The sequence below is a fragment of the Pseudomonas nitroreducens genome, from assembly GCF_014204515.1.
GTDB classification, from domain to species: domain Bacteria; phylum Pseudomonadota; class Gammaproteobacteria; order Pseudomonadales; family Pseudomonadaceae; genus Pseudomonas; species Pseudomonas nitritireducens_A.
In genome coordinates, this window is the sequence record NZ_JACHLI010000008.1 from 138081 (window position 1) to 161289 (window position 23209).

Sequence of the window (23209 nt, forward strand, 5' to 3'; positions counted from 1 at the left end):
CTCCCACTTCTGCCAAGGACCCGTGCCATGAAAGCCCTGCAATTCGACCGCACCGGCGACCTCGCCGCCCTGCGCTTCACCGAGATCGCCGATCCGCTGCCCGCCGCCGACGAAGTGCTGGTGGAAGTCCATGCCGCCGGCCTGAACCCCAGCGACGTGAAGAACGTCCTCGGCCGCTTCCCCTACACCACCCTGCCCCGCGTGCCCGGTCGCGATTTCGCCGGCACGGTGGTCAAGGGTCCTGCCGAGCTGCTGGGCAGATCCGTCTGGGGGACCGGCAAAGGCCTGGGCTTCACCCGCGACGGCAGCCATGCCCAGCTGATGAGCGTGCCGGTGGGAGGCGTGGCGCTGATGCCCGAGCGCCTGAGCTTCGCCCAGGCCGCCAGCTGTGGCGTGCCCTTCACCACCGCCTGGGACGCGCTGGAGCGCAGCCAGGTGGGTACCGGCACCCGCCTGCTGGTGATCGGCTCCGGCGCCGTCGGCGCGGCGGCGATTTCCCTGGCCAAGGCCCGTGGCGCCCAGGTGCTGGGCGCGGTGCGTCGCGCCGAATCGCAGGTCGAACTGCAGGCCCAGGGCGTGCCGAGCATCCTGCTGGGCAGCGCCGAAACCCTGGCGGCGCAAGTGGAGGAACATTTTGCCGGCGGCGCCGAGGTGATCTTCGACACCACCGGATTCTGGCTGCCGGCGGCGGTGGCGGCCCTGGCCACCTTCGGCCGCATCGCCATCATCGCCGCGCCGGTGGACGGCCACGTGCAGCTACCGGCCCTGGCGCTGTACCGCCGTGGCGGTTCGGTGGTGGGGGTGAACTCGCTGCTGTACGACACCATTGCCTGCGCCGCCATGCTGCGCCAGTTCGGCCAGTGGTTCGACGACGGCAGGCTGCCGCTGCCGACCGGCCTGCGTGAAGTACCGCTGAGCGAAGGGGTGCAGCGCTATCACGAGATCAACGAGGGCAGCAGCGAGAAGATCATTCTCGTGCCCTGAGGGTGATTTCCGGGGACTGAAGAGCCCCTCACCCCAGCCCTCTCCCCGAGGGAGAGGGAGCTGTCCGCAGTTGGCCGGGGAGCTTTTCATCATCCTGAGGCCACTGAGAACTTGCTTTGCCGAACGCCGAACTCCAGCTATCGCGACAATCTGCCCCCTCCCCCAAATGGAGAGGGAGTCGTCCGTAGCAGGACGACATGAGCGCCATCAACCTTGAACCGCTGGAAGTGCTGCCGGCGAGCACTGAGCCCAATCCATCACACCGATCAGCCCCCTCTCCCCCCGGGAGAGGGTTGGGGTGAGGGCGATGCCCCACACCAACGGCAGGGCGAGACCTCGATCTACCCCACCACCTGCATCGGCCCCCGCCGCGCGCCGCCCTGCGCCTGCTCCAGCGCCAGGCAGTGGTCGAGGAACATGCGCATGTAGCCGTAGCTCTTGCAGATCGCCTCGCGCAGGGCCAGCACCCGTGGCACCGGCAGTTGCGGGCCGCAGAGGGTGCAGATGATCTCCAGGGCTTCCCAGGGGTGATCGTCGTCGTAGCGGGCGTGCATCTTCAGCCAGCGCATGGCGTCCTTGCGGGTGCCGGCCGGCAGGGTGCGTTCGTAGGTGTCGGTGGAGCAGACCAACGCCGACCAGTCGCCGGTGGCGCCTTCGATGGCGTAGTTGGTCGCCGCCATGGCCAGCGCCAGTTCCTCGGTGGCGCAGCTGTGCCAGCACCAGTGGCCCAGGGCATGCAGTTCGGCGGGCACCAGTTGGGCCTTGAGCTCAGCCAGGGTCACGCCATAGGCCGCGGCCCAGCGGACCCAGTAGTCGGCGTGGTTGAGCTCGACGCGGATGTTGCGCATCAGCCAGCGCCGCGCCATGTCTTCACCGGGGCTGCGACCGAAGCGGGTCTTGAGCAGATTGTGGGACATGTACAGGGGGAACTGCTCGACCACCTGCCAGCCGCCGATGAGGAAGGCGCGCATCGTCTGGCGACTCAGCTGGCCGTCGCGCATTCGCCCGTAGAGCGGATGCCCGACCACCGCCAGGCGGCTGGTCTCGCACTCCTGCACCAGGCGCTGCGCCCAGTGCGGGTAACTGGAAAGCTCCTTGAGCGGCCCACTGCGAACAAAGCTGTCGTTCATCCTGGACTCCGTTGCTGGTCGATCCATGCAAGCACCGGTAACTCTGGGCTCAGGTTAGACCCGTCCTGGCCCGCCGTCACCGTCCGGAGGTTGTGTCCGCCCCAACGGTCGCGAAAGCCGCCTCGCGCAGGAAATTCCGGTTGAACGGTTGCGGCCGCGCCAGGCCGTAGCCCTGGGCATAGTCGATGCCGATCTCGCGCAGCACTTCGAGGATTTCCTGGCTCTCGACGAACTCCGCCACGGTGCGCTTGCCCATCACGTGGCCGATCTGGTTGATCACCTGGACCATGGCGCGGTCGATGGGGTCCTCGAGCATGTCCTTGATGAAGCTGCCGTCGATCTTCAGGTAGTCCACCGGCAGGTGCTTGAGGTAGACGAAGGACGACATGCCGGCGCAGAAATCGTCCAGGGAGAAGCGGTAGCCCAGCGCCTTGAGTTCCTGGATGAAGCGCGTGGCGTTGACCAGGTTGGCGATGGCGCTGGTTTCGGTGATCTCGAAGCACACGCTGGCCGGCTCGATGCCGTAGCGCGGCTGCACCTCGCGGAGGAAGTCGAGGAAGGTGTCGTCGCCGATGGTCGCACCGGAGAGGTTGATGGCGCAGGTGTGGATCGGTTCATAGCCGCCGTCGGCGCGGCGCATGGCGAGGGTCTCGAAGGCATGGGTAACCACCCAGCGATCGATTTCCGGCATCAGCCCGTAGCGTTCGGCAGCGGGAATGAAGTTGATCGGCGCCACCAGGCGCCCGCACTCGTCGTTCAGGCGCAGCAGCAGTTCGACATGGGCGCCTTCCATGGCACGTTCGTCGACCGGGAAGATCGACTGCGCGTAGAGGCAGAAGCGCTGTTCCTCCAGGGCCAGGCGGATGCGCTGGACCCAGGCCATCTCGCCGACCCGGTTGGACAGCTCGGTGTCGTCCGGGCGGAACACCTGGGCGCGGTTGCGGCCCTTTTCCTTGGCCATGTAGCAGGCCATGTCGGCGCAGCGCAGCGCTTCCTCCACCGATACCAGCAGCGCGGAAATATGCACCACGCCGATGCTCACGGTGATGTTGAAGCCGCGTCCTTCCCACATGAAATGCAGGGCCTGGACGGTCAGGCGGATGCGCTCGGCGATCTGCACCGCCAGGTCCGGTGGGCAGTTCTCCAGGAGGATGCCGAATTCGTCGCCGCCCAGCCGTGCCAGGGTGTCACCCTCGCGCAGGCACTGCTGCAGCACCGAGCAGACCTGGCGCAGCAATTCGTCGCCGGCGGCATGGCCGCAGGTGTCGTTGACCAGCTTGAACTGGTCCAGGTCCAGGTACATCAGCGAGTGCTGGCCCTGGGTATCCATCGAGCTTTCCAGCGCATGCTTCAAGCGGAATTCGAACTCGCGGCGGTTGGTCAGGCCGGTGAGCGCGTCGTGGGTCGCCTGCCAGGACAGGCTGGCCATGTACTGGCGCTCGCGGGTCATGTCGTGGAGCACCAGTACCACCCCGGCAACCCGTCCTTCGGCGTGGATCGGCGTGGCCACCAGGGTCACCGCCACGCTGGTGCCATCCAGGCGCTGGATCAGCTTGCTGGTCTCGCTGCCGCCCTCCACCTCGCCGCGCAGGATCTGTCCCACCAGCGGCAGGCCCTCCTCCTGGGAGGTCTCGTCGAGCACCCGCAGCAGCGAGCGCAACGGCAGGCCGACGGCCATGGAGTTGTCCCAGCCGATCAGGCGTTCGGCAGCCGGGTTGAAATAGGCGATGCACTCGTACTCGTCGAGGGTCACCACGCCGTCGCCGATGGCCGCCAGGGTGGTCTGCGCGCGCTCCTTCTCGGTGTCCAGGGCGCTTTCGAAGGCGCGTTGCTGGTGCAGCAGCTTGCGCGTGCGCCACACCGCCAGGAGGATCAGCGACAGGCCGATCAGCCCGTTGGCCACCAGCAGCACCCACATGAGCATCCGCGAGCCCTGGCCGAGGGCGGCGGAGAAGGCCATGGCGGCGGGCGTGACGCCGTCGTTGATGGCCTGGATGCGGCTGTCCCAGTAGCTGACGTCGCCGGCACGGACGTCATCGACGCGGATCTTCGCGTGCATCTCGTCGGCCAGCTGCTCGAGCTGGTCGAGGTAGGCGTCGCCGACGATCCACTTCTTCACCGCTTCGTCGAAGTAGCTGTACTCGTGGAAGTAGCGGTACAGCCAGATCAGCGCTCCGACGTCGTCAGGGTGGTTGCCGCCCTGCAGCGCGCCGGCGCGGGCCAGCCCCAGGTCGGGCTCGGCCAGGTCGAGGGCGGCGCGGAAGGTACGGTCGCCCTGGGGAATGGCCATGGCCGTGCGGTAGCGCTCGTAGTCCTCGGCGTCGCGGCTCTGGCTGTAGATCCGCAGGTAGTGGATGGCGTCCTTCTGGCCCTTGGACCAGAGGCTTTCGCCGCCGACGTAGGCGCGCACTCCGGACAGGATGTACAGGCTGCCGCCGCCGATCAGCGCCTGCAGCAGTACCACGACCATGAATGGCCAGACCAGTTTCAGCAGGCGCGTGGTACGCCGGGTCGGCAACAGTCCCATTGCATCCATAACCGGTATCGGAATCCTTCTCAATGTCCCTGGCAGCCGTTCCACGTGGGGACTTCATCTGTCAGGCCACCCCTTCTTAACTTCTAGCCGATCGCTGGAATTCCTCAAACCGCCGAGCATGACGCTTGGTCGGCTGGCGATGCGCCAGCCGGCAGAAAACGGCTAGCAAAGTGCCTGGATACACCTTTCGTCGGCATCCGTCGCGAGGGGCGCTCGCCGACCGTTAGTGGCCTTGCGACAGCAACGGCCATGTGCCATACCTGATGACGTCGTGCAAATTGCAACCAGACGGGATCAGCCCGATCGGCGCCGCCAGACAGGCGCCTCGGCACCTCAGGAAAACGGCCATGGATGAGCGTCCACCCCGCAATCCCCCCTCGCATCCGCAAGCGCTCAGCGAAGCCATCGAGCAACTCGAACGGCAACTGCAACAGCTCAAGCAGGGCGATGCCGAGGTCGCGGCGCTGGTCGCTGCCGCCCTGCCGGCCAGCGAGCCGCCGCACGTGCTGCCCTTCCCCCGGCGGCGCGAACGGCCGATGGGCGAAGGCGCCGGCAACGCGGTGCTGATGGACTATCTCTACGGCATCGACAGCACCCTGCGCTCGCTGCTGCCGGACGGCCCCACCGACCAGCTGTTCCGCTACGCCAGCTCCGCCCCGGCTTCCCGCGCATTGCGCTCGCGACGGCAATTGCTCGCCCGCGAGATCGACCGCAGTTGCGAGCTGCTCAACGGCCACGCCCGCATCCTCTGCCTGGGCAGCGGCCACCTGCGCGAGGCCGAACTGGCGCGCTCGCTGCGCCACGGCCACTACCGCGACTTCATCGCCCTCGATGCCCAGGAGCAATCGCTGCGCACGGTGGAGTCCTGCTATGCGGCGATGGGCATCCGCACCGAGCTGTGCAGCCTGGACGAGCTGTTCTACGGCCGTGCCGACCTCTGCCACTTCGACCTGATCTACTCCGCCGGCCTGTTCGAGGTGCTGGACGACCACGACGCCCGCGACCTGACGCGCAACCTGTTCGCCCGCCTGCTGCCCGGCGGGCGCCTGCTGATGGGCAACTTCCTGCCCGGCGTGCCGGAGATCAGCTACCTGGAGCGCCTGCTCGACTGGCGCCCGCACTACCGCAGCGACGCGGCGCTGCTCGACCTGCTGCTGGGGATTCCCTACAACGACATCGGCGGCGCGCGGGTCTTCCACGACCTGGGCGATTGCGTGGGCTTCCTCGAAATCACCCGCTACGGCTGATCAGCCCTGCTGCAGGTGACCGTAGAGGCGCGCGTAGAGACCGCCCTCGGCGATCAGTTGCTGGTGGTCGCCGTCCTCGGCGATGCGCCCGCCGTCGAACACCAGCACGCGGTCGGCCTGTTTCACCGCGGACAGGCGGTGGGCGATGATCAGCGTGGTACGGCCTTCGAGGAAACGCTCCAGGGCCTGGTGCAGCGCGTATTCGGTGGCGGCGTCGAGGGCGGAAGTCGCCTCGTCGAGGATCACCACCTTCGGCTCGGCGAGCACCATGCGGGCGATTGCCAGGCGCTGCCGCTGGCCGCCGGAAAGACGCACGCCGGAGCGCCCGACCACGCTGTCCAGCCCCTGCGGCAGGGCGCGGATGGTGTCCGCCAGCTGCGCCACTTCCAGCGCGCGCCAGCAGGCTTCGTCAGCGCGCTCGCGGCCCATGGTCAGGTTGGCGCGCACGGTGTCGTTGAACAGCGCCGGATGCTGCAGCACCACGGCGACATGCTCGCGCACGCAATCCAGGCCGATCTCTTCCAGCGCCGCGCCGCCGTAGCGGATGCTGCCCGCCTGCGGCTGGTAGAGCCCCAGCAGGAGTTGCACCAGGGTGCTCTTGCCGCCGCCACTGGCGCCGACGATGGCGACCTTCTCGCCGGGAGCGATGTCCAGGTCGAGGCCATCCAGCACGCGTTCGTCGCGGTAGGCGAAGCTCAGGTCGCGCACCTGGATGCCGACGCTGGTCTGCCCGGCGAAGGGATCGCGGCGATGCTCGTAATGCGGCTCGTCGGCACGCGCCAGCAGCTCGTTGATACGGGTCAGCGCGCCACCGGCGGCGTAATAGGCGTACTGCAGGCTGAGCAGTTGTTCCACCGGGCCGATCATGAACCACAGGTAGCTGAACACCGCCAGCATCTGGCCGATGGACAGGTCGGAGAACAGCACGGTGAGCATCGCCGCGGCGCGGAACAGGTCGATGCCGAACTGGAACAGCAGCCCGCTGGCGCGCCCGGCGGCGTCGCTCTTCCACTGCGAGGCGACGGCGTAGTCGCGCACCTCGCGGGCCCGCACGCCGAGGCGGCCGAGGAAGAAGCCCTGGCGGTTGCCGGCGCGCACTTCCTGGATGGCTTCCAGGGTCTCGGTCAGCGCCTGGGTGAAGCGCGAGGTGCTGTCGTTCTCCAGTTTCTTCAGGTGCTTGACGCGCTTGCCCAGCTGCACCGTGGCGAAGATCACCAGCGGGTTGAACAGCAGGATCAGCAGCGCCAGCTGCCAGTGCATCCAGATCAGGATGCCGGCGGTGCCGCAGAGGGTCAGCAGCGCCACCAGGAAGCGGCTCAGGGTATCGCCGACGAACTTGTCGAGGGTGTCGAGATCGGTCACCAGGTGCGCGCTCACCGAGCCGCCGCCGAGGGTTTCGTACTCGCCCAGGGCGATGCGTTTCAGGCGTTCGATCAGGCGCAGGCGGATGCGGTACACCACGTCCTTGGACAGCCGCGCGAACAGCCTGGCCTGCAGCACGTTGAACACCAGCGCGCAGCTGCGCAGCACCAGGGTCACGGCCAGCATCAGGCCGATGTAGCCGACGGGCTTGTGCCAGTCAGCGGGTAGCCAGTGGTTCATCACCTGCAGGGCGGCGTCGCCCTTGCCCAGCAGCACTTCGTCCACCAGCAGCGGCAGCAGCAGCGGGATCGGTACGCTGCAGGCGGTGGCCAGGACAGCAACGAGATTGGCGAGGAACAGGGCCTTGCGGTGGCGGAAGGCGAGCCGGCGAATTTCCGCCCAGCTCAGGCGGTCAGCGGCCAGCTCAGGCATGCCGCCCGCGCTCCAGCCAGCGTTCCAGCAGCGGCGCGAGTTCGTCCAGCGGCTGGTAGCCGTTGGTCAGCAGGGCCAGTTGGCCGTCGCGCTCGGCCAGCAGCGTGGGGAAGCCGGCGATGCCCAGGTCGCGGGCCCAGGAAAAGTCGGCCAGGGTCGCCAGGTGGTTGTCCTGGCTGTCGAAGGCTTCGGCGAATTCGATGCGCGGCAGGCCGACGCGTTCGGCCAGCTCGGTGAGCACGCTGGCCTGGGTGACGTCGCGGCCCTCGGCGTAGAAGGCACGCTGGATTTCGCCGAGCAGCGCCCAGGCGCAGTCCTCGTCCAGGCGGCGCGCAGTGACGATGGCGCGGCAGGCCGGTTCGGTGTCGTAGACGAAGCCGTCGGGCAGCGCATCCTCGAAGCGGAACGGCTGGCCGGTGGCGCGGTGCACAGCCTCCCAGTGCTCGAGGATGTAGCGTTTGGTGGTCGGCTCCAGTGCAGCGCCCTGCCCCGTGCGCAGGCCGCCCATCACCAGCGCCAGCGGCACCCCCGCGGCGCGGGCCTGCTCAACCAGCGCCTGGGCCACCGGGGCGAACCCCCAGCACCAGGAGCACATCGGGTCCATCACGTAGAGCAGGCGGCTGGTCATGGATCAGTTCTCCGCGCGGGGATCACGGCCAATGGGGTGTGGCTGGTTGCGCTCGCGTGCCAGCTCGATCTGCTTCTGCCGCTCTCGGGCGCTGGCGCGGGTCTTCTCCGACAGCGAGTCCCAGCAATGCGGGCAACTGATGCCCGGTGCGTAGTGCTCGGAGGTGCGATCCTCGACGGAGATCGGGTTGCGGCAGGCATGGCACTGATCGTAGTCGCCCTCGGTGAGGTCATGGCGCACGGTCACGCGGTTGTCGAACACGAAGCAGTCGCCGCGCCAGAGGGTTTCGGCCTCGGGCACTTCTTCCAGGTACTTGAGGATGCCGCCCTTGAGGTGGAAGACCTCTTCGAAGCCTTCGCTGAGCATGTAGCTCGAGGCCTTCTCGCAGCGGATACCGCCGGTGCAGAACATCGCGACCTTCTTGTGTTTGGCCGGGTCGTAGTGCTCGCGGATGTAGTCGGGGAATTCGCGGAACGACTTGGTCTTCGGGTCGATGGCGCCCTCGAAGGTGCCGATGGCCACTTCGTAGTCGTTGCGGGTGTCGATCAGCAGCACTTCCGGATCGGAGATCAGTGCGTTCCAGTCCTGGGGTTCGACGTAAGTGCCGACCTGGGCGTTGGGGTCCACGCCCGGCACGCCGAGGGTGACGATTTCCTTCTTCAGCTTGACCTTGGTGCGGTAGAAGGGTTGCTCGTCGCAGTAGGACTCCTTGTGGTCGACATCGGCCAGGCGCGGATCATTGCGCAGCCAGGCCAGCAGGCCGTCGATGCCGGCGCGGGTGCCGGAGACGGTGCCGTTGATGCCTTCCTCGGCGAGCAGCAGGGTGCCCTTGACGCCGTTGTCCAGCAGGGTCTGCAGCAGGGGTTCGCGCAGGGCGACGTAGTCGGGCAGGGAGACGAACTTGTACAACGCCGCGACGACGATTCTTTCGGTGGTCATGCATCACTCCAGTGGTCGCCCGCGTAAAGGGCGGACCGGGTTCTTTGGATCGACAGCTGAAACGACAGCTGAATCAGAAGCTGAAAATGACAGCGCCGGCAGAAGCCGGCGCTGGGTGTCGCATTCTACACGGAGCGGGACCAGGCCCGCACGCGCTTGGTCAGCTCGCCGATCAGTGCAGATCGTGCTTGCTGCCACCCCGGCAGGTCGGCGAATCCGGCGCCTGTCCCTGCTGCGCCCACTCCTCGGGGGTGTAGGTGTGCAGGGCCAGGGCGTGGAACTGGCCCATGAGGTCGCCGAGGGTGGCATAGACCTTCTGGTGCCGCTTCACCGCGTTCAACCCGGCGAACGCCGGGCTGACGATCACGGCCTTGTAGTGCGTTTCCTGCCCGCGGCTGTGCATGTGGCTCTCGTCCAGCACGTCGAGGTGCTGGGGCTCGAGGGCGCCCAGGGCGGTTTGGATTCGGTCACGCATGCTCATGGCGGGTCTCTGTGCGGTTCAATGAAATCAGGGCTTCTTGGCCGGAGCGGCCGGGGCCTTCACGCCCAGTTCCTTGTCCATGTCGGCCATCAGCTTGTTCACCGGCTCCACCGCGGTCTGCAGTTTGGCCTGGGTCAGCTGGGCGGATTCGGCGGTCAGGCGCGGCATCTTTTCCAGCACCTTGCGGCCCAGCGGGGACGCGTAGAAGTCGTTCAGCTGCTTGAGCTCGGACTCGCTGAAGTTGCTGGTGTAGAGCTTGACCAGCTCGGGCTTGAGCTTGTCCCAACCCACCGCGCGATCCAGTTCGGCATTGGCCTTGGCCTGGTAGCGGTCGAGCACAGCCTTCTTGCTGTCCGGCGCCTTGGCCTGGGCGAAGCGCTGGGCAAGCATCTGCTGGACTTGCGCGTAGACCGGCACGGTCAGCTTGTCGGCATGCACCTGCTTGAGGAATTTCTCCGCCTCGGCGTTGGCGTCGGCCAGAGCCACGGAGCTGAAGCCGACCAGAAGAGCGGCAGTGCAGAGGGAACGAAGAACGGTCATGGGGCGGTCCTGTCAGTCTGAAGGGTGTCCGGGTGGGACCCGCCATTCTGCGCCTAAGTTCGGAATGCGCTCAAGAGACTGCCAAATGGCCGGGAAGTGACGGGCTTCTCTTGTCGGACAGTTCCCGAAGCGGCATGCTGCGGCGCGTTGCCACATGGATGTGACCGATGAACTCCCTCTCCCACCCGCCGACGTCCGTCGCCGCGCCGCCCCTGTGCGATGCGCGCGGCCGCCTGAACGCCGCGGCGGTGGGCTGGTCGACACGGCCGCAGACGGTCTGCCGGCTGTCCGGCAACGCCGGCCGGCGCAAGCGCTGGAATCACTGGTGCATCAACGCGCCGGGCTGGATGCTCTCGATCACCATCGCCGACCTCGACTACCTGGGCTACGGCGCCGTGTATTTCCTCGACCTGGAAACCGGCCAGTCGGTGCACCGCACCCAGTTCAGCCCCTTCGGCCTGGGCTGCCACCTGCCGGACATGCCCAACCAGAGCCATCGCTTCGAGCACGGTCAGCTGTGCCTGGGCTTCGACGAGCAGCCCGGCCAGCTGCGCATCACCGCCTGCGCGCCGAACCTGGGCGGCCAGCCGCTGAACCTGTCCCTGGAGGTGCAGCGCCCGGCGCACCTGGAGTCGGTCAACCTGGTGGTGCCCATGGACGGCAAGTGCTTTCACGCCTGCAGCCGGCAGATGGGCCTGCCGATCAGCGGCAGCCTGAGACTGGGCCACAAGACCTACCGCTGCAGCGAGGGGCAGAGCTTCGCCGCGCTGGACTTCGGCCGTGGCGTCTGGCCCTTCCGGACCCGCTGGACCCGCGCCGCCTTCGCCGCACCCGGCGGCATCGCCGGCAACTTCGGCGCCGGCTGGACGGAAAACAGTCCCCTCAGCGAGAACGCGCTGTGGTTCGGCGGCGAGCTGCAGGCACTGGATGGCCCTGTGGATATCCGCCAGGTGCCGCACGATCCGCTCTCGCCCTGGCAACTGCGCGGCAGCGATGAGCGCGTCGAGCTCACCTTCACCCCGCGCAAGCTGCACCGTGCCTGTCCGCGCCTGGGCCCACTGTTCGCCGAGACCAGCCAGTGGTTCGGCCACTTCGACGGCGCCCTGCGCAGTGCCGAGGGCGACCTGGTGCCCGTCACCGGCGCGCTCGGCTGGATCGGCGCCACGCACGCCCGCTGGTGATGGCTTTCAGTTGACCTGCAAGCGCTCTATCACGGCCATTGAGCCAGAGCGGAACCCGGAAGCGCCGTAGCGGCCTAAACTGGCCGAGACCCTTTTCCGGAGACCGCACCATGAGCCGCACCGAAACCGACAGCCTCGGCCCCATCGAAGTCCCCGAGGACGCCTACTGGGGCGCGCTGACCCAGCGCTCGCTGGAGAACTTCGCCATCGGCGGGCAGCGCATGCCGCTGGCCGTGGTCCACGCCCTGGCGCTGATCAAGAAGGCCGCCGCGCGGGTCAACGCGCAGCTGGGCGAACTGCCGGAGAACATCACCAGCCTGATCGAGGAAGCCGCCGACGAAGTGCTGGCGGGCGAGCACGACGACCAGTTCCCGCTGGTGGTCTGGCAGACCGGCAGCGGCACCCAGAGCAACATGAACGTCAACGAGGTGATCGCCGGGCGCGCCAACGAGATCGCCGGCAACGGCCGTGGCGGCAAGAAGCCGGTGCACCCCAACGACCACGTCAACCGCGCGCAGAGTTCCAACGACAGCTTCCCCACCGCCATGCACATCGCCGCCGTGCAGGCGGTGCAGAACGACCTGCTGCCGGCCATCGCCGAACTCAGCGGCGGCCTCGCCCAGCAGGCCGCGCGCCATGCCAACCTGGTGAAGACCGGGCGCACCCACCTGATGGACGCCACCCCGGTCACCTTCGGCCAGGAACTCTCGGCCTTCGTCGCCCAACTGGACTATGCCGAACGCGCCCTGCGGGCGGCGCTGCCGGCGGTCTACGAACTGGCCCAGGGCGGCACCGCCGTGGGCACCGGGCTGAATGCGCCGAAGGAATTCGCCGAGGCCATCGCCGCCGAACTGGCCGACCTTTCCGGCCTGCCCTTCGTCTCCGCGCCGAACAAGTTCGCCGCCCTCGCCGGCCACGAACCGCTGGTGACCCTCGCCGGCGCCCTGAAGACCCTCGCCGTGGCGCTGATGAAGATCGCCAACGACCTGCGCCTGCTCGGTTCAGGTCCCCGCGCGGGCTTCGCCGAGGTGAAGCTGCCGGCCAACGAGCCGGGCTCCTCGATCATGCCCGGCAAGGTCAACCCGACCCAGTGCGAGGCGCTGTCGATGCTCGCCTGCCAGGTCTTCGGCAACGACGCCGCGATCACCTTCGCCGCCAGCCAGGGCCACCTGCAGCTCAACGTCTACAAGCCGGTGATCATCCACAACCTGCTGGAATCCGCGCGCCTGCTGGCCGACGGCTGCCGCAACTTCAATACCCACTGCATCGCCGGCATGCAGCCGGACGCAGCGAAGATGCGCGAGCACCTGGATCGCGGCCTGATGCTGGTGACCGCGCTGAACCCGCACATCGGCTACGACAAGGCCGCCGAGATCGCCAAGAAGGCCTACGGCGAAGGCAAGACCCTGCGCGAAGCCGCGCTGGAACTGGGCTATCTGACCGACGCCGAGTTCGACCAGTGGGTGCGTCCGGAAACCATGCTGGAGGCCGGGCAGAATGGTTGAAGCGGCCAAGCATGGCGCCACGCCCCTGGAGGGCGACGGCAAGCGCGTGCTGCTGGTGCTGGGCTCGCCCAAGCCCGGCGGCTTCTGCCATGCGCTGGCCGAAGCCTACGCCAACGGCGCCCGCGCCAAGGGCCACGTGGTGCACACGCTCAAGCTCGGCGAGATGAACTTCGACCCGGTGCTGCGCGGTGGCTACGAACAGAGCCAGGGCCTGGAGCCGGACGTGCTCGAAGCCCAGCGACAGATCCACTGGGCGCAGCACCTGGTGTTTGTCTACCCGATCTGGTGGGGCGGCCTGCCGGCGCTGCTGCAGGGCTTCTTCGACCGCGTGCTGCAGCCGGGCTTCGCCTTCCGCTACCGCTCGGTGGAGTCCCGCGAGTTCGAGCCGCTGCTGGGCGGGCGCAGCGCCGACCTGCTGGTCAGCCACGACCAGACCCACTGGCACTACCGCCTGCGCCAGGGGGCCCCGGCCCATCGGCAGATGACCCGCTGCATCCTCGCGCCCTGCGGCATCGCCCTGCACCACCTGGAGGAATTCAGCCCGCTGCGCGGCTCCGCCGAGGAACAGCGCCAGGCCTGGCTGCGGCGGGCGGAGCAATTGGGGACACAAGTCTGAAGAACAGTTCGCCCTTGTAGGAGCGAGCTTGCTCGCGAACCGACCCAGCGCAGAAGCCGCCGGGAAATCCGTTCGCGAGCAAGCTCGCTCCTACACGAAGAGAAAAAGCCGATCCGCTGGAGGTCGCTGGGTGGGCACTTCTCCATGTCGCCACCTTCAGAACATTCCACGCCCCAGCCAGAATCCACCTACTCCGCGTCCCCAAGCGACTTCCCTAGCATGCGCAGGCCCGAATTACGGGTCTCTTCTTGCCCCTGGAGGCAGCATGCTTCGCAAACTCTCCGCCGAAATGATCGGCACGTTCTGGCTGGTGTTCGGTGGTTGCGGCAGCGCCATCTTCGCCGCCCACGCCATCGGCGTGCTGGGTGTCTCCCTGGCCTTCGGCCTGACCGTGGTAACCATGGCCTACGCCATCGGGCCGATCTCCGGTTGCCACCTGAACCCCGCTGTCAGCCTCGGCCTGTGGGCCGGCGGTCGCTTCAACGGCCGTGACCTGATCCCCTACATCATCGCCCAGTGCATCGGCGGCATCCTCGCTGGTGGCGCGCTGTACCTGATCGCCACCGGCAAGTCCGGCTTCGATCCGCTGGCGGGCTTTGCCGCCAACGGTTATGCCGAAGGTTCGCCCAATGGCTACAACCTGCAGTCGGCGCTGATGATCGAGGTCCTGCTGACCGCGTTCTTCCTGTTCGTGATCATGGGCGCCACCGATATCCGCGCGCCGATCGGCTTCGCTCCGCTGGCCATCGGCCTGACCCTGGCGCTGATCCACCTGATCAGCATCCCGGTCACCAACACCTCGGTGAACCCGGCACGCAGCCTGGGCGTGGCGATCTTCGCCGACCCGCTGTTCATGAAGCAGCTCTGGCTGTTCTGGGTCGGCCCGCTGGTGGGCGGCGTGATCGGTGCGCTGGTCTATCGCCTGGTGCGTCCGGCCAACGCCTGAGTCCATCGCTGAACTGAAAACGGGCGCCCTATGGCGCCCGTTTTCGTTGGTGCTCGACCCGAGCCTCCGTCTCTGCAGGAGCGAGCCTGCTCGCGAACCCGCCCAGCTTCCGAGCTGCCGGGTAACTCGTTCGCGAGCAAGCTCGCTCCTACACGCCGGCCTGATCGTAGGGCGCATAACGCCAGCGGCGTTATCCGCCGTCGGCCGATCTTCGAGGAGACCCCGGCGGATAAAGCGTGCCGCTTTATGCGCCCTACAGGGCTGCCGGCATCGGCTCAGAAGTACTGGGTCAGACTGAACTTGGCGTTGCGGCCCTGGCTGTACACGCTGTCGCCGGCCAGTGCCGGGTGGTAGTCGCGGTTGAACAGGTTGTCCACGGTGAAGTTCAGCTCGGTGTTCTCCAGGCCCAGGCGGCGCGGCTTCCAGCTGGCGAACACGCGGTGGGTGTCGTAGCTGTCGTTGACCGTCTGGTCCCAGAAGATGTCGCCGACGCTGGTGCCCATGCCGCCGGAATACTTGTCGCTGGGCAGGCGGTCGGTCTTGCGGACGAACTCGCCCTGCCAGCCGATCTGCGCATCCCAGGACGGGATCTTGGTGCCCAGGGTGGCGACCCACTTGGCCGGCGGCACGTCGCGCGCCCACACGTTCGGACCCCAGGGGTTGCTGTAGGCGCCGTCGTGCTTGCCGGTCACCCAGGAGTACGACAGCCCGCCGAACAGCCAGGGGCTGTCGTAGAAGCTCTCGATCTCGAAGCCCTTGTAGGTCACGCCCGGCAGGTTGCGGTAGTTGGACAGCGGCAGGTAGTCGCCGCAGCTGCCGGAGATGGTGCCGTTGTCGATGGCCTGCTGCTCGCAGCCGACGCTGCGGGTGCGGAAGATTTCGTCCTTGATCTTGTTCTGGAACAGCGTGGTGCGCACCTGCAGGTTGTCGCCGTTGATGAACAGGTCCGGCAGGTTGACCAGCGAACCGAAGCGCAGCGCGTGGATGCGCTCGGGGTCGAGGTCGCGGCTGGTGGCGCTGACCGTGCTGCTGTTCTGCACCTCGTACATCTCGTCGATCACCGGCGCACGCCAGGTGCGGCTGTAGTCGGCGAAGAAGCCCAGGCGCTCGGTGGCGGTCCAGAACAGCGACAGGCGCGGCGACCAGCCGCTGTAGGTCTGCGAGCTGTAGTCGTGGCCCTGGGCGACGTTGTTGTAGATCGGCGCGTCGTTGTCCTTGCCCTGGTTGCGCACCTGGTCGAAGCGCAGCGACGGGGTGATGGTCACGCTGCCCAGGGTCAGCGCGTCCTGGAGGTAGGCGCTGTTGGTGTTCTGCTTGCCGCTGGGCATGAAGGTCGGCTGGAAGTGCCCGTAGTTGTAGCGCGCGGTGTTGTAGGTGGAACCGGGGATGAACATGTCGGTGGTGCGGGTGTGGCGGTGGAACTGCGTGCCCACGGTGAAGGCATGCTGCACCGGACCGGTGTCGAACAGGCTGGTGTTGCGCAGCTCCAGCACCTTGTCCTTGTAGTCGGTGTCCATCTTGCGGCCACCGGTGGCGACCTGGAAGAAGGCGTCCGGATTGCGCTCGTCGGTCTGGTCGATGTGCGACTCGGAGTACTGCACCATCAGGTCGATCAACGGGTTATCCACAGGGTGGTATTCGTACTTGCCCGACCAGGTGGTGTCAGTGGTGTCGCGGTGCGCCAGCAGGCGCTTGAGCGCGGCCTCGTAGCCGTAGCGGTCGATGCTCGACTGGGTCGGCGGCGTCGGGTAGGAGGCCGAGGAGAACGGCGTCCAGCGGGTGCTGTGGGAGCGGCTGTAGGCCAGGCTGATGTCGTTGTCGAGGTTGGGGTGCAGGTTCAGCTTGAACAGCCCGGCGTCCAGGTCCTGGGCGCTGTTGGGCAGACGGCTGGGGTTGATCGGGTAGTTGTTGTTCGGATCGGGAATGTGCCCGGCGAGCTTGATGTCGCGGCCATCGCGGGTGGTCAGGTAGGCCAGGGCGTCGACCTTGCGATCCTCGGTGCGGCCATAGACCGCGCCGCTGTAGATCTGCTGCTGGTCGTTGGAGTGGTAGCCGTACTTGAGCATGGCGCCGACGTTCTGGTCGTCACGCAGCATGTCCGGGGCGTCCTTGGTCTCCATGTGCACGGTGCCGCCGAAGCCGCCGTTGCCGTTGAAGACCGAGTGCGGGCCCTTCTCCACCTCGATGCGCTTGATCAGCTCCGGCTCGATGAACACGGTGCCCTGCTGGTAGCGCTCGAAGCCGCTCTTGGGTGCGCCGTCGAGGGTGAAGGGCACGTCCTCGGCATCGCCCAGGCCCCAGATGTTGACGGTCTGCCCGCCCGGCTTGGGCGAGCCGCCCATGGTCACGCCGGGCAGGGTCTGCAGCAGGCTGGGAATGTTGTCGGCCTGGATGCGCTCGATGTCCTTGCGCGTCAGGGTCGAACGGCCGACGTTGCTGGAATCCACCGACAGGCCGCTGCCGACGATGGTCTGCGAGTCCAGTTCGATGGCGTTGTCGCTGAACTTGTCGACCTTGCCCGAACGGCGCACGACGAAGCCGTCGCCCGCCTCCACCAACTCCAGGGACGAACCCTTGAGCAGTTGCTCCAGCGCTTCACGCACGCTGTAGCGGCCGCTCACCGCCGGTGCCTTGAGGCCGTCCAGCTGGGACGCGTCGTAGAGCACCTGCACGCCGGCCTGCTGCGACAGACTGCCGATGGACTCGCTGAGCGGCTGCGCCGGCAGGTTCACCTGCCAGTCGGCGGCGCGACTGTACTCGGCCATCATCAGGCTGCCGAGCAGCACGGCGCAGCCCAGCGGACGCGCGAACGGGAAGTTGAAACGAGACTGCATGCAAGGCCCTCCCCAGGGTCGAAAAGCGCTGCGCGTTTCGCAGCGAATGACGGGGAAGACCCTCATTCGAGAAAAACCCACACCTGCAAATAAAAATATTTCTCAAAAAGACGTGAGAGCCAGATCTCCTGCCCGAAATCCGTGCTGACGCTTCCCCCTCACCCCAGCCCTCTCCCTCAGGGAGAGGGAGCAGGTCGTGCCGGCTGATACCCAGGTTTCAACCTGCTCCGATCCATCCCCTCTTCCTTCGGAGCGGGGCGCGTAGCCAGGTTTGAGTAAGGGGCTCTTGTAGGAGCGGACTCCGTCCGCGATGGCTTCCGGCGCGTTGCGGACCTATCGCGGACGGAGTCCGCTCCTACGAATGGGCGAGCCATGGGAGATACCTGTAGGAGCGAGGGGCGATCAGCGCGGCAGGATCACCGCGCTGCCATCGGCCTTGCGCTGCACGCGCACATCCAGCAGCACCGGCAGGGCCGCGAGGAAGTCGTCCGGGCGGGCCAGGCGCACGTTGCCGGAGATCGGCTTCTGTGCCAGGCGCTCGTCGCCCAGGCGGATGGGTGCGGCGCGGTATTGCGACAGCTCGTCCACCAGCGCGCCCAGCGGCTGGTTGTGGAAGGCGAGCATGCCGTCGCGCCAGCCGGCGATGGAGGCGATCGGTACACGCTCGACCTGCGCCGTCCCTGCCCCGGCGAGCAGCTGCGCACGGTCGCCGGCAAGCAGGGTCTGCTCGCTCGGTGCAGCGATCTGCGCCTGCAACGCCACCTTGCCGTGGCGCACGGCAACGGTCAGCGCGCCGTCCTCGCGGTGCACGTCGAAGCCGGTGCCAAGGACCCGCACCCGGCTGTCGCCAGCGGTCACACGGAAGGGTCGGTCGGCGTCGTGGGTCACTTCGAAATAGGCCTCGCCGCGCAGCAACTGCACATCGCGGAAGCCGCTGGAGTAATCCACCCGCAGCGCCGAATCCGCCGCCAGGAATACCCGCGTGCCATCGACCAGCGTCACCTCGCGCTGCTCGCCCGGCGCCGTGGTTTGCACCTGTTGCGGATCGGCCAGGCGGCCGCCGCTGAAGTCATTGGCCAGCAGCAACGCCGCGCAGAACACGCTGGCCGCAGCGAGCCCGCGCCAGGGCAGGTTGGAGCGGCGACGCGGCGCAAGAGCCGGCCGGCGCACCTGGTCGAGATCGCTCCACAGCTGTTCGATCTCGCGGAAGGCGGATGCGTGCGCCGGGTCTTCCGCCAGCCAGTCGGCGAAGGCCTGGCGCTCGCGCGTATCCCAGGAGCCCGCGCGCTGGCGGCTGAACCACTTGGCGGCCAGTTCGTCGATCACCTGCTGGCGCTCCTCTTGCGGCGTCATGCTTCGCCCTCTCCCTGAACGTGCCGCTTGCAGTGCAACAGCGCACTGGCGACGTGCTTCTCCACCATGCTCAGTGAAATCCCCATGCGCCGCGCTACTTCGGGCTGCGAAAGTCCGTCGAACTTGTGCAGGACGAAGGCCTCGCGGCGCCGTGGCGGCAGGCTGTCGAGCGCCTGGGAAAGCTGTCGAAGATAACGTTGTCGCTCGAACTGCACCACGGGTTCGCCCCCTTCGGCGGCCGGTTGCTGGTCGGTGTCGCCGGACTCTTCAGGCTCACTGGCGAAGCGCCGGGAGCGCTGCCAGTGATCGCGCAGCAGGTTGCGCGCGATCTGGAAGAGGAAGGCGCGCGGCTGCTCCACCTGCTGCCGCGAAGAGGACTTCAGCCACTGGGCGAAGGCGTCCTGGGCCAGGTCGGCGGCGTCCGCCGAACTGCCCAGCTGCTTGCGCAGGAAGCGCAGCAGTTCGCCATGGAAGGAGCGATAGGCCTGGGATACCGAACGGGAAAAGCGCTCATCCATCGACGCACGCCTCCCGGCGTCGCCGCCCTGCCCCACGCTTGCCCACTGCCACATCGCCCCCTGACCGAGGCACGGGGCCATCGGCAACTATCGAATTACACAAATGATAATACATATCATTTGCGAATTTGAAGCCGCATGAGCGCAGGGATAGCAAAAGGCCGCCTTGCGGCGGCCCTGGGTTGACTCAGACGTTGGCGATGCGCGCCCTTCTCGCCCGGTAACTGCGCAGCAGCGAAGGCGCCAGCGCGGTGAGCGCCGAACCGCTGACGACCAGCAAGGCACCGACGTAGGCCAGGCCATTGAGGTCTCCGGGCAGCACGAACTCCGGCCACAGCGAGGCCGCGAGGGCCACCGAAGCGAAGGTCACCAGCGGGGTGATCGCCAGGGTCGCGCTGACCCGCGAAGCCTCCCAGTGCGCCAGTGCCTCGGCGAAGGCGCCGTAGGCCACCAGGGTGTTCAGGCAGCAGGCCAGCAGCAGCCAGCCCTGCAGCGGCGACAGGTCCAGCGCCTCAAGCGGATGAGCCCAGGGCGTGAGCAGTGCGCCGCAGCCCAGGTAGATCACCATCATCACCTGCACCGAGGTCCACTGGGTCAGCAGTTGCTTCTGCGCCAGGCCGTAGAAGGTCCAGATGAAGGCGGCGAAGACCACGATCAGCACGCCGGTGGTGTATTCGCCGAAGGAGCCGAACAGCTCGGCCAGGCGCTGGTTGAAGAACAGCCCGAAGCCGCAGATCAACACGGCGAGGCCCAGCGCCTGGCCGACGCTGAAGCTCTCCTTGAAGACGAACAGGCTGCCCAGCAGCAGCAGGATCGGCGCGATCTGGATCACCAGTTGCGTGGTGCCCGGCGTGAGCAGGCGCAGGCCGATCAGGTAGCAGACGTAGTTGCCGGTCAGCCCCAGGATGGCCACCAGCACCAGGCCCTTGCCGCGCTTGCCCAGCGGCGCAAAGCGCGGCAGCTGGCGGGTGAAACCCAGGTAGATGAGCAGCAGGCCACCGGACACCACCAGGCGAAACCAGGTGACGGTGATCGGGTCCATGACCTTCAGGACTTCCTTGAGCTTGATCGGCAGGATGCCCCAGAGGACGGCGGTGACCAGGGCCAGGAACAGGCCGAACTGCCAGCGGCCGGATGAAACGTGCATGAGTGCCTCGACGCGTGTGCGGTCCGCCATGCTAAGTCATGGCGGGTTCGCCCCATAGGAACAGTTGCGCGGGGCAACTGTTCCGGTCGTCCGTCGACAACGCCGCGTCGCTGGCAGTCAGATCAGGGTGGAGAGGCGCAGCAACCACCAGATCAGGATGATCAGCTGGACGAAGAAGGCGGCGAAGCGAACCCACACCGCCAGTGCCGAGGTGCTGATCAGGTGCACCACCGACTGGACGATGCGCGCCACCAGCAGGGTTGGCGCCAGCGGGTCGGTGATCAGCGTCTGCTGGGTGACCATGGCGTAGAGCAGCACGGCGCAGAACAGCGGCACATTCTCCACGCAGTTGGCGTGGGCACGGGCCAGGCGCTGGCCGAAGGCGCCGGGGGTGTTGCTGCCGTCAGCGGCGAAGGCGTTGACTCTCATGCGGCCGGCCATCACCAGCAGGCCGCGCTGGTTGACCAGCAGGATCACCAGCAGCACGGTCCAGGCGACCAGGCCGAGCAGTGCGAAAGCAGAGGGACTCAGGGACATGCGGGACTCCGTTCTCTTGTTGGTTTGAGCGGAGTCTAGGGGAAGTAGAGCAATTGCTCTAGCGGGGATTTCCACCCGCTCGGAGCATGAGGTTTCGTAGGAGCGGACTCCGTCCGCGAGGTGCCACCGGCCAGCTCGGGACCGCCGGAAATCGATCGCGGACGAAGTCCGCTCCTACGCGCGCCGGTAGGGTCTGCGCCAATACCTGGCCTGCTTTTGTAGGAGCGAGCTTGCTCGCGAACCCGCCCAGCTTCGGAGCCGACTGGAAATTCGTTCGCGAGCAAGCTCGCTCCTACAGGGGCCACCCCGGCACATACCCGAAACGAAAACGGGCAGCCCGTCGCCGGACTGCCCGCCCTCTTCCAGCGCCGCACTCACAGCTTGGCGATGGAGACCTCGGTGGATTTCACGAAGGCGATCACTTCGCTGCCGATAGCCAGCTCCAGCTCCTTCACGGAACGGGTGGTGATCACCGAGGTGACGATGCCGGCGGCGGTCTGCACGTCGATTTCCGACAGCACGTCGCCTTCGACGATTTCCTTGATGGTGCCTTTGAACTGGTTGCGGACGTTGATGGCTTTGATGGTCATGGCGTAGCTCCTTGGGAGAATGGGGTCTTCACGAACGTTGGATCAGAGCGCCCAGCGCAGTTGCGTGGGCAGTGGGGAAACCGGTTCCGGCTCGGGCGGCTGGGCCGGCAGCGAGAGCACGCGTTCGAGCACTTCGGCTTCCAGCGCGGCCAGGCGTGCCGAACCACGGGCGCGCGGCCGGTGCAGTTCGACGTTGAGGTCCAGGCCGATCTCGCCGTCCTCGATGAGGATCACCCGGTCGGCGATGGCCACGGCCTCGGCGACGTCGTGGGTGACCAGCAGCACGGTGAAGCCATGCTGCTGCCAGAGGTTCTCGATCAGCTGCTGCATCTCGATGCGGGTCAGCGCATCCAGCGCGCCCAGCGGCTCGTCGAGCAGCAGCAGACGCGGCTGGTGAATCAGTGCGCGGGCCAGGGCCACGCGCTGCTTCTGCCCGCCGGACAGACCCGCCGGCCATTCGTTGGCGCGGTCGGACAGGCCCACCGCCGCCAGCGCTTCCAGCGCCTTGGGACGCCAGTCGCCTTTCAGGCCCAGGCCGACGTTGTCGATCACCCGCTTCCACGGCAGCAGCCGCGAGTCCTGGAACATCAGGCGGGTTTCCTCGCGGGCGCTTTCCAGCGGCGCGGAGCCGGCCAGCAGCTGGCCGTCGCTGGCCTCGTCGAGCCCGGCCAACAGGCGCAGCAGGGTGCTCTTGCCGCAACCGCTGCGGCCGACGATGGCGACGAACTGGCCGGCGGGAATCCGCAGGTCGATGCCCTTGAGCACCTCGCGTTCGCCGAAGCGTTTGCGCACGTTCTCCAGCGCCAGCGGGATGCCTTTCTTGAGTTGTTGCGGTAACTGATTGACTGCGTTCATGCCGCACCTCCCTTGACCTGGTAGGCCGGGTGCCAGCGCAGCCAGATGCGTTCCAGGCCGCGGGCGGCGAGGTCGGCCAGCTTGCCGAGCACGGCGTAGAGCAGGATCGCCAGCACTACCACGTCGGTCTGCAGGAACTCCCGGGCGTTCATCGCCAGGTAGCCGATGCCGGAGTTGGCGGAAATGGTCTCGGCGACGATCAGAGTCAGCCACATGAAGCCCAGGGCAAAGCGCACGCCCACCAGGATCGAGGGCAGCGCGCCGGGCAGGATCACCTGGCGGAACAGCGCGAAACCGGAGAGGCCATAGCTGCGCGACATTTCCAGCAGGCCCGGATCGATGTTGCGGATGCCGTGGTAGGTGTTGAGGTAGATCGGGAACAGCGTGCCGAGGGCGACCAGGAAGATCTTCGCCGACTCGTCGATGCCGAACCACAGGATCACCAGCGGGATCAGCGCCAGGTGCGGCACGTTGCGGATCATCTGCACGGAACTGTCGAGGAAGCGCTCGCCCCACTTCGACAGGCCGGTGATCAGGCCCAGCACCAGGCCGATGCTGCCGCCGATGACGAAACCGACGGCGGCGCGCCAGGTGCTGATCGCCAGGTGCTGCCAGAGCTCGCCGCTGACCACCAGGTGGTAGCCGGCCTCGGCCACCGCGCTGGGCGCCGGCAGGATGCGGCTGGACAGCCAGCCGAACTCCACCGCCAGCTGCCAGATGACCACCAGCCCCACCGGCAGGGCCCAGGGCGCGAGGCGCTGGGCAAGGTTGTTGGAAACACTCATCTCTTCTCTCCGGATTCTTCGTCGCTACGTAGGGCGCATAACGCGCCAGCGTTATCCGCCATG

Annotated in this window: 20 protein-coding genes and 1 pseudogene; 6 read left to right on the plus strand and 15 right to left on the minus strand. The window is 67.2% G+C overall.

Annotated features, from left to right (window positions below):
* The first annotated feature begins 27 nt into the window (after positions 1–27).
* Positions 28–984 carry a quinone oxidoreductase family protein gene (locus HNP46_RS12750; RefSeq protein WP_184589381.1) on the plus strand — a complete coding sequence of 319 codons (957 nt, stop codon included), beginning with the start codon at positions 28–30 and terminating at the stop codon, positions 982–984.
* A gap of 341 nt (positions 985–1325) precedes the next feature.
* Here the strand turns inward: HNP46_RS12750 and HNP46_RS12755 are convergent, their stop codons facing one another.
* Positions 1326–2114: a TenA family transcriptional regulator gene (locus HNP46_RS12755; RefSeq protein WP_184589383.1), complete on the minus strand. Its 789-nt coding sequence runs from the start codon at positions 2112–2114 to the stop codon at positions 1326–1328.
* A gap of 76 nt (positions 2115–2190) precedes the next feature.
* The gene (locus HNP46_RS12760; RefSeq protein ID WP_184589532.1) at positions 2191–4641 is read right to left on the minus strand and encodes an EAL domain-containing protein; all 2451 of its coding nucleotides are present in this window, start codon (positions 4639–4641) and stop codon (positions 2191–2193) included.
* A 356-nt stretch (positions 4642–4997) separates the two neighbouring features.
* Here HNP46_RS12760 and HNP46_RS12765 point away from each other — a divergent pair, with 356 nt between their 5' ends.
* Positions 4998–5897 (plus strand): SAM-dependent methyltransferase, encoded by a 900-nt coding sequence (locus HNP46_RS12765; RefSeq protein ID WP_184589385.1) that lies wholly within the window; start codon positions 4998–5000, stop codon positions 5895–5897.
* Here HNP46_RS12765 and HNP46_RS12770 read toward each other — a convergent pair whose 3' ends face one another.
* From HNP46_RS12770 to HNP46_RS12790, 5 genes and pseudogenes are all read right to left on the minus strand, one after another.
* A complete protein-coding gene (locus HNP46_RS12770; RefSeq protein ID WP_184589387.1) occupies positions 5898–7691 on the minus strand; it encodes an ABC transporter ATP-binding protein in 1794 nt (597 codons plus the stop codon).
* Positions 7684–8286 (minus strand): DsbA family protein, encoded by a 603-nt coding sequence (locus tag HNP46_RS12775; RefSeq protein WP_184589534.1) that lies wholly within the window; start codon positions 8284–8286, stop codon positions 7684–7686. Before HNP46_RS12775 ends, HNP46_RS12770 begins: the two co-directional genes overlap by 8 nt.
* Positions 8287–8322: 36 nt before the next feature.
* Positions 8323–9258 carry a rhodanese-related sulfurtransferase gene (locus HNP46_RS12780; RefSeq protein ID WP_184589389.1) on the minus strand — a complete coding sequence of 312 codons (936 nt, stop codon included), beginning with the start codon at positions 9256–9258 and terminating at the stop codon, positions 8323–8325.
* Between the two features lie 172 nt (positions 9259–9430).
* On the minus strand, positions 9431–9739 hold the full coding sequence (locus HNP46_RS12785) for a BolA family protein (protein ID WP_184589391.1): 309 nt from the start codon (positions 9737–9739) through the stop codon (positions 9431–9433).
* 27 nt (positions 9740–9766) lie between these two features.
* Positions 9767–10325, minus strand: a pseudogene (locus HNP46_RS12790) (DUF2059 domain-containing protein).
* 121 nt (positions 10326–10446) lie between these two features.
* On the opposite strand from HNP46_RS12790, the gene HNP46_RS12795 reads away from it, so the two are divergent.
* The 4 genes from HNP46_RS12795 to aqpZ all read left to right on the plus strand — a co-directional run bounded on the left by HNP46_RS12795 (position 10447) and on the right by aqpZ (position 14527).
* Positions 10447–11460 (plus strand): DUF2804 domain-containing protein, encoded by a 1014-nt coding sequence (locus tag HNP46_RS12795; protein WP_184589393.1) that lies wholly within the window; start codon positions 10447–10449, stop codon positions 11458–11460.
* A 110-nt stretch (positions 11461–11570) separates the two neighbouring features.
* Complete coding sequence (locus tag HNP46_RS12800) at positions 11571–12965, plus strand: class II fumarate hydratase (protein ID WP_184589395.1); 1395 nt, start codon at positions 11571–11573, stop codon at positions 12963–12965.
* On the plus strand, positions 12958–13581 hold the full coding sequence (locus HNP46_RS12805; RefSeq protein WP_184589397.1) for an NAD(P)H-dependent oxidoreductase: 624 nt from the start codon (positions 12958–12960) through the stop codon (positions 13579–13581). Before HNP46_RS12800 ends, HNP46_RS12805 begins: the two co-directional genes overlap by 8 nt.
* Positions 13582–13846: 265 nt before the next feature.
* A complete protein-coding gene (gene aqpZ / locus HNP46_RS12810) occupies positions 13847–14527 on the plus strand; it encodes an aquaporin Z (protein WP_184589399.1) in 681 nt (226 codons plus the stop codon).
* A gap of 275 nt (positions 14528–14802) precedes the next feature.
* Here the strand turns inward: aqpZ and HNP46_RS12815 are convergent, their stop codons facing one another.
* The 8 genes from HNP46_RS12815 to ssuC form a co-directional block, all read right to left on the minus strand.
* Entirely contained in the window at positions 14803–17361 is a 2559-nt protein-coding gene (locus HNP46_RS12815) for a TonB-dependent receptor (RefSeq protein WP_184589401.1), read from the minus strand.
* A 402-nt stretch (positions 17362–17763) separates the two neighbouring features.
* Positions 17764–18714, minus strand: a complete 951-nt coding sequence (locus tag HNP46_RS12820) for a FecR family protein (protein ID WP_184589403.1) — start codon at positions 18712–18714, stop codon at positions 17764–17766.
* On the minus strand, positions 18711–19232 hold the full coding sequence (locus tag HNP46_RS12825) for a sigma-70 family RNA polymerase sigma factor (protein WP_184589405.1): 522 nt from the start codon (positions 19230–19232) through the stop codon (positions 18711–18713). Before HNP46_RS12825 ends, HNP46_RS12820 begins: the two co-directional genes overlap by 4 nt.
* Positions 19233–19419: 187 nt before the next feature.
* Entirely contained in the window at positions 19420–20379 is a 960-nt protein-coding gene (locus tag HNP46_RS12830; protein ID WP_184589407.1) for a DMT family transporter, read from the minus strand.
* A 117-nt stretch (positions 20380–20496) separates the two neighbouring features.
* The gene (locus HNP46_RS12835) at positions 20497–20916 is read right to left on the minus strand and encodes an MAPEG family protein (protein WP_184589409.1); all 420 of its coding nucleotides are present in this window, start codon (positions 20914–20916) and stop codon (positions 20497–20499) included.
* 374 nt (positions 20917–21290) lie between these two features.
* Positions 21291–21506: a TOBE domain-containing protein gene (locus HNP46_RS12840; protein ID WP_017517652.1), complete on the minus strand. Its 216-nt coding sequence runs from the start codon at positions 21504–21506 to the stop codon at positions 21291–21293.
* A gap of 42 nt (positions 21507–21548) precedes the next feature.
* Positions 21549–22361, minus strand: coding sequence for an aliphatic sulfonates ABC transporter ATP-binding protein (gene ssuB, locus HNP46_RS12845; protein WP_184589411.1), 813 nt, complete (start codon positions 22359–22361; stop codon positions 21549–21551).
* Positions 22358–23146 carry an aliphatic sulfonate ABC transporter permease SsuC gene (ssuC, locus tag HNP46_RS12850; RefSeq protein ID WP_138520445.1) on the minus strand — a complete coding sequence of 263 codons (789 nt, stop codon included), beginning with the start codon at positions 23144–23146 and terminating at the stop codon, positions 22358–22360. The genes ssuB and ssuC overlap by 4 nt, the downstream gene beginning before the upstream one ends.
* Positions 23147–23209: the final 63 nt, after the last annotated feature.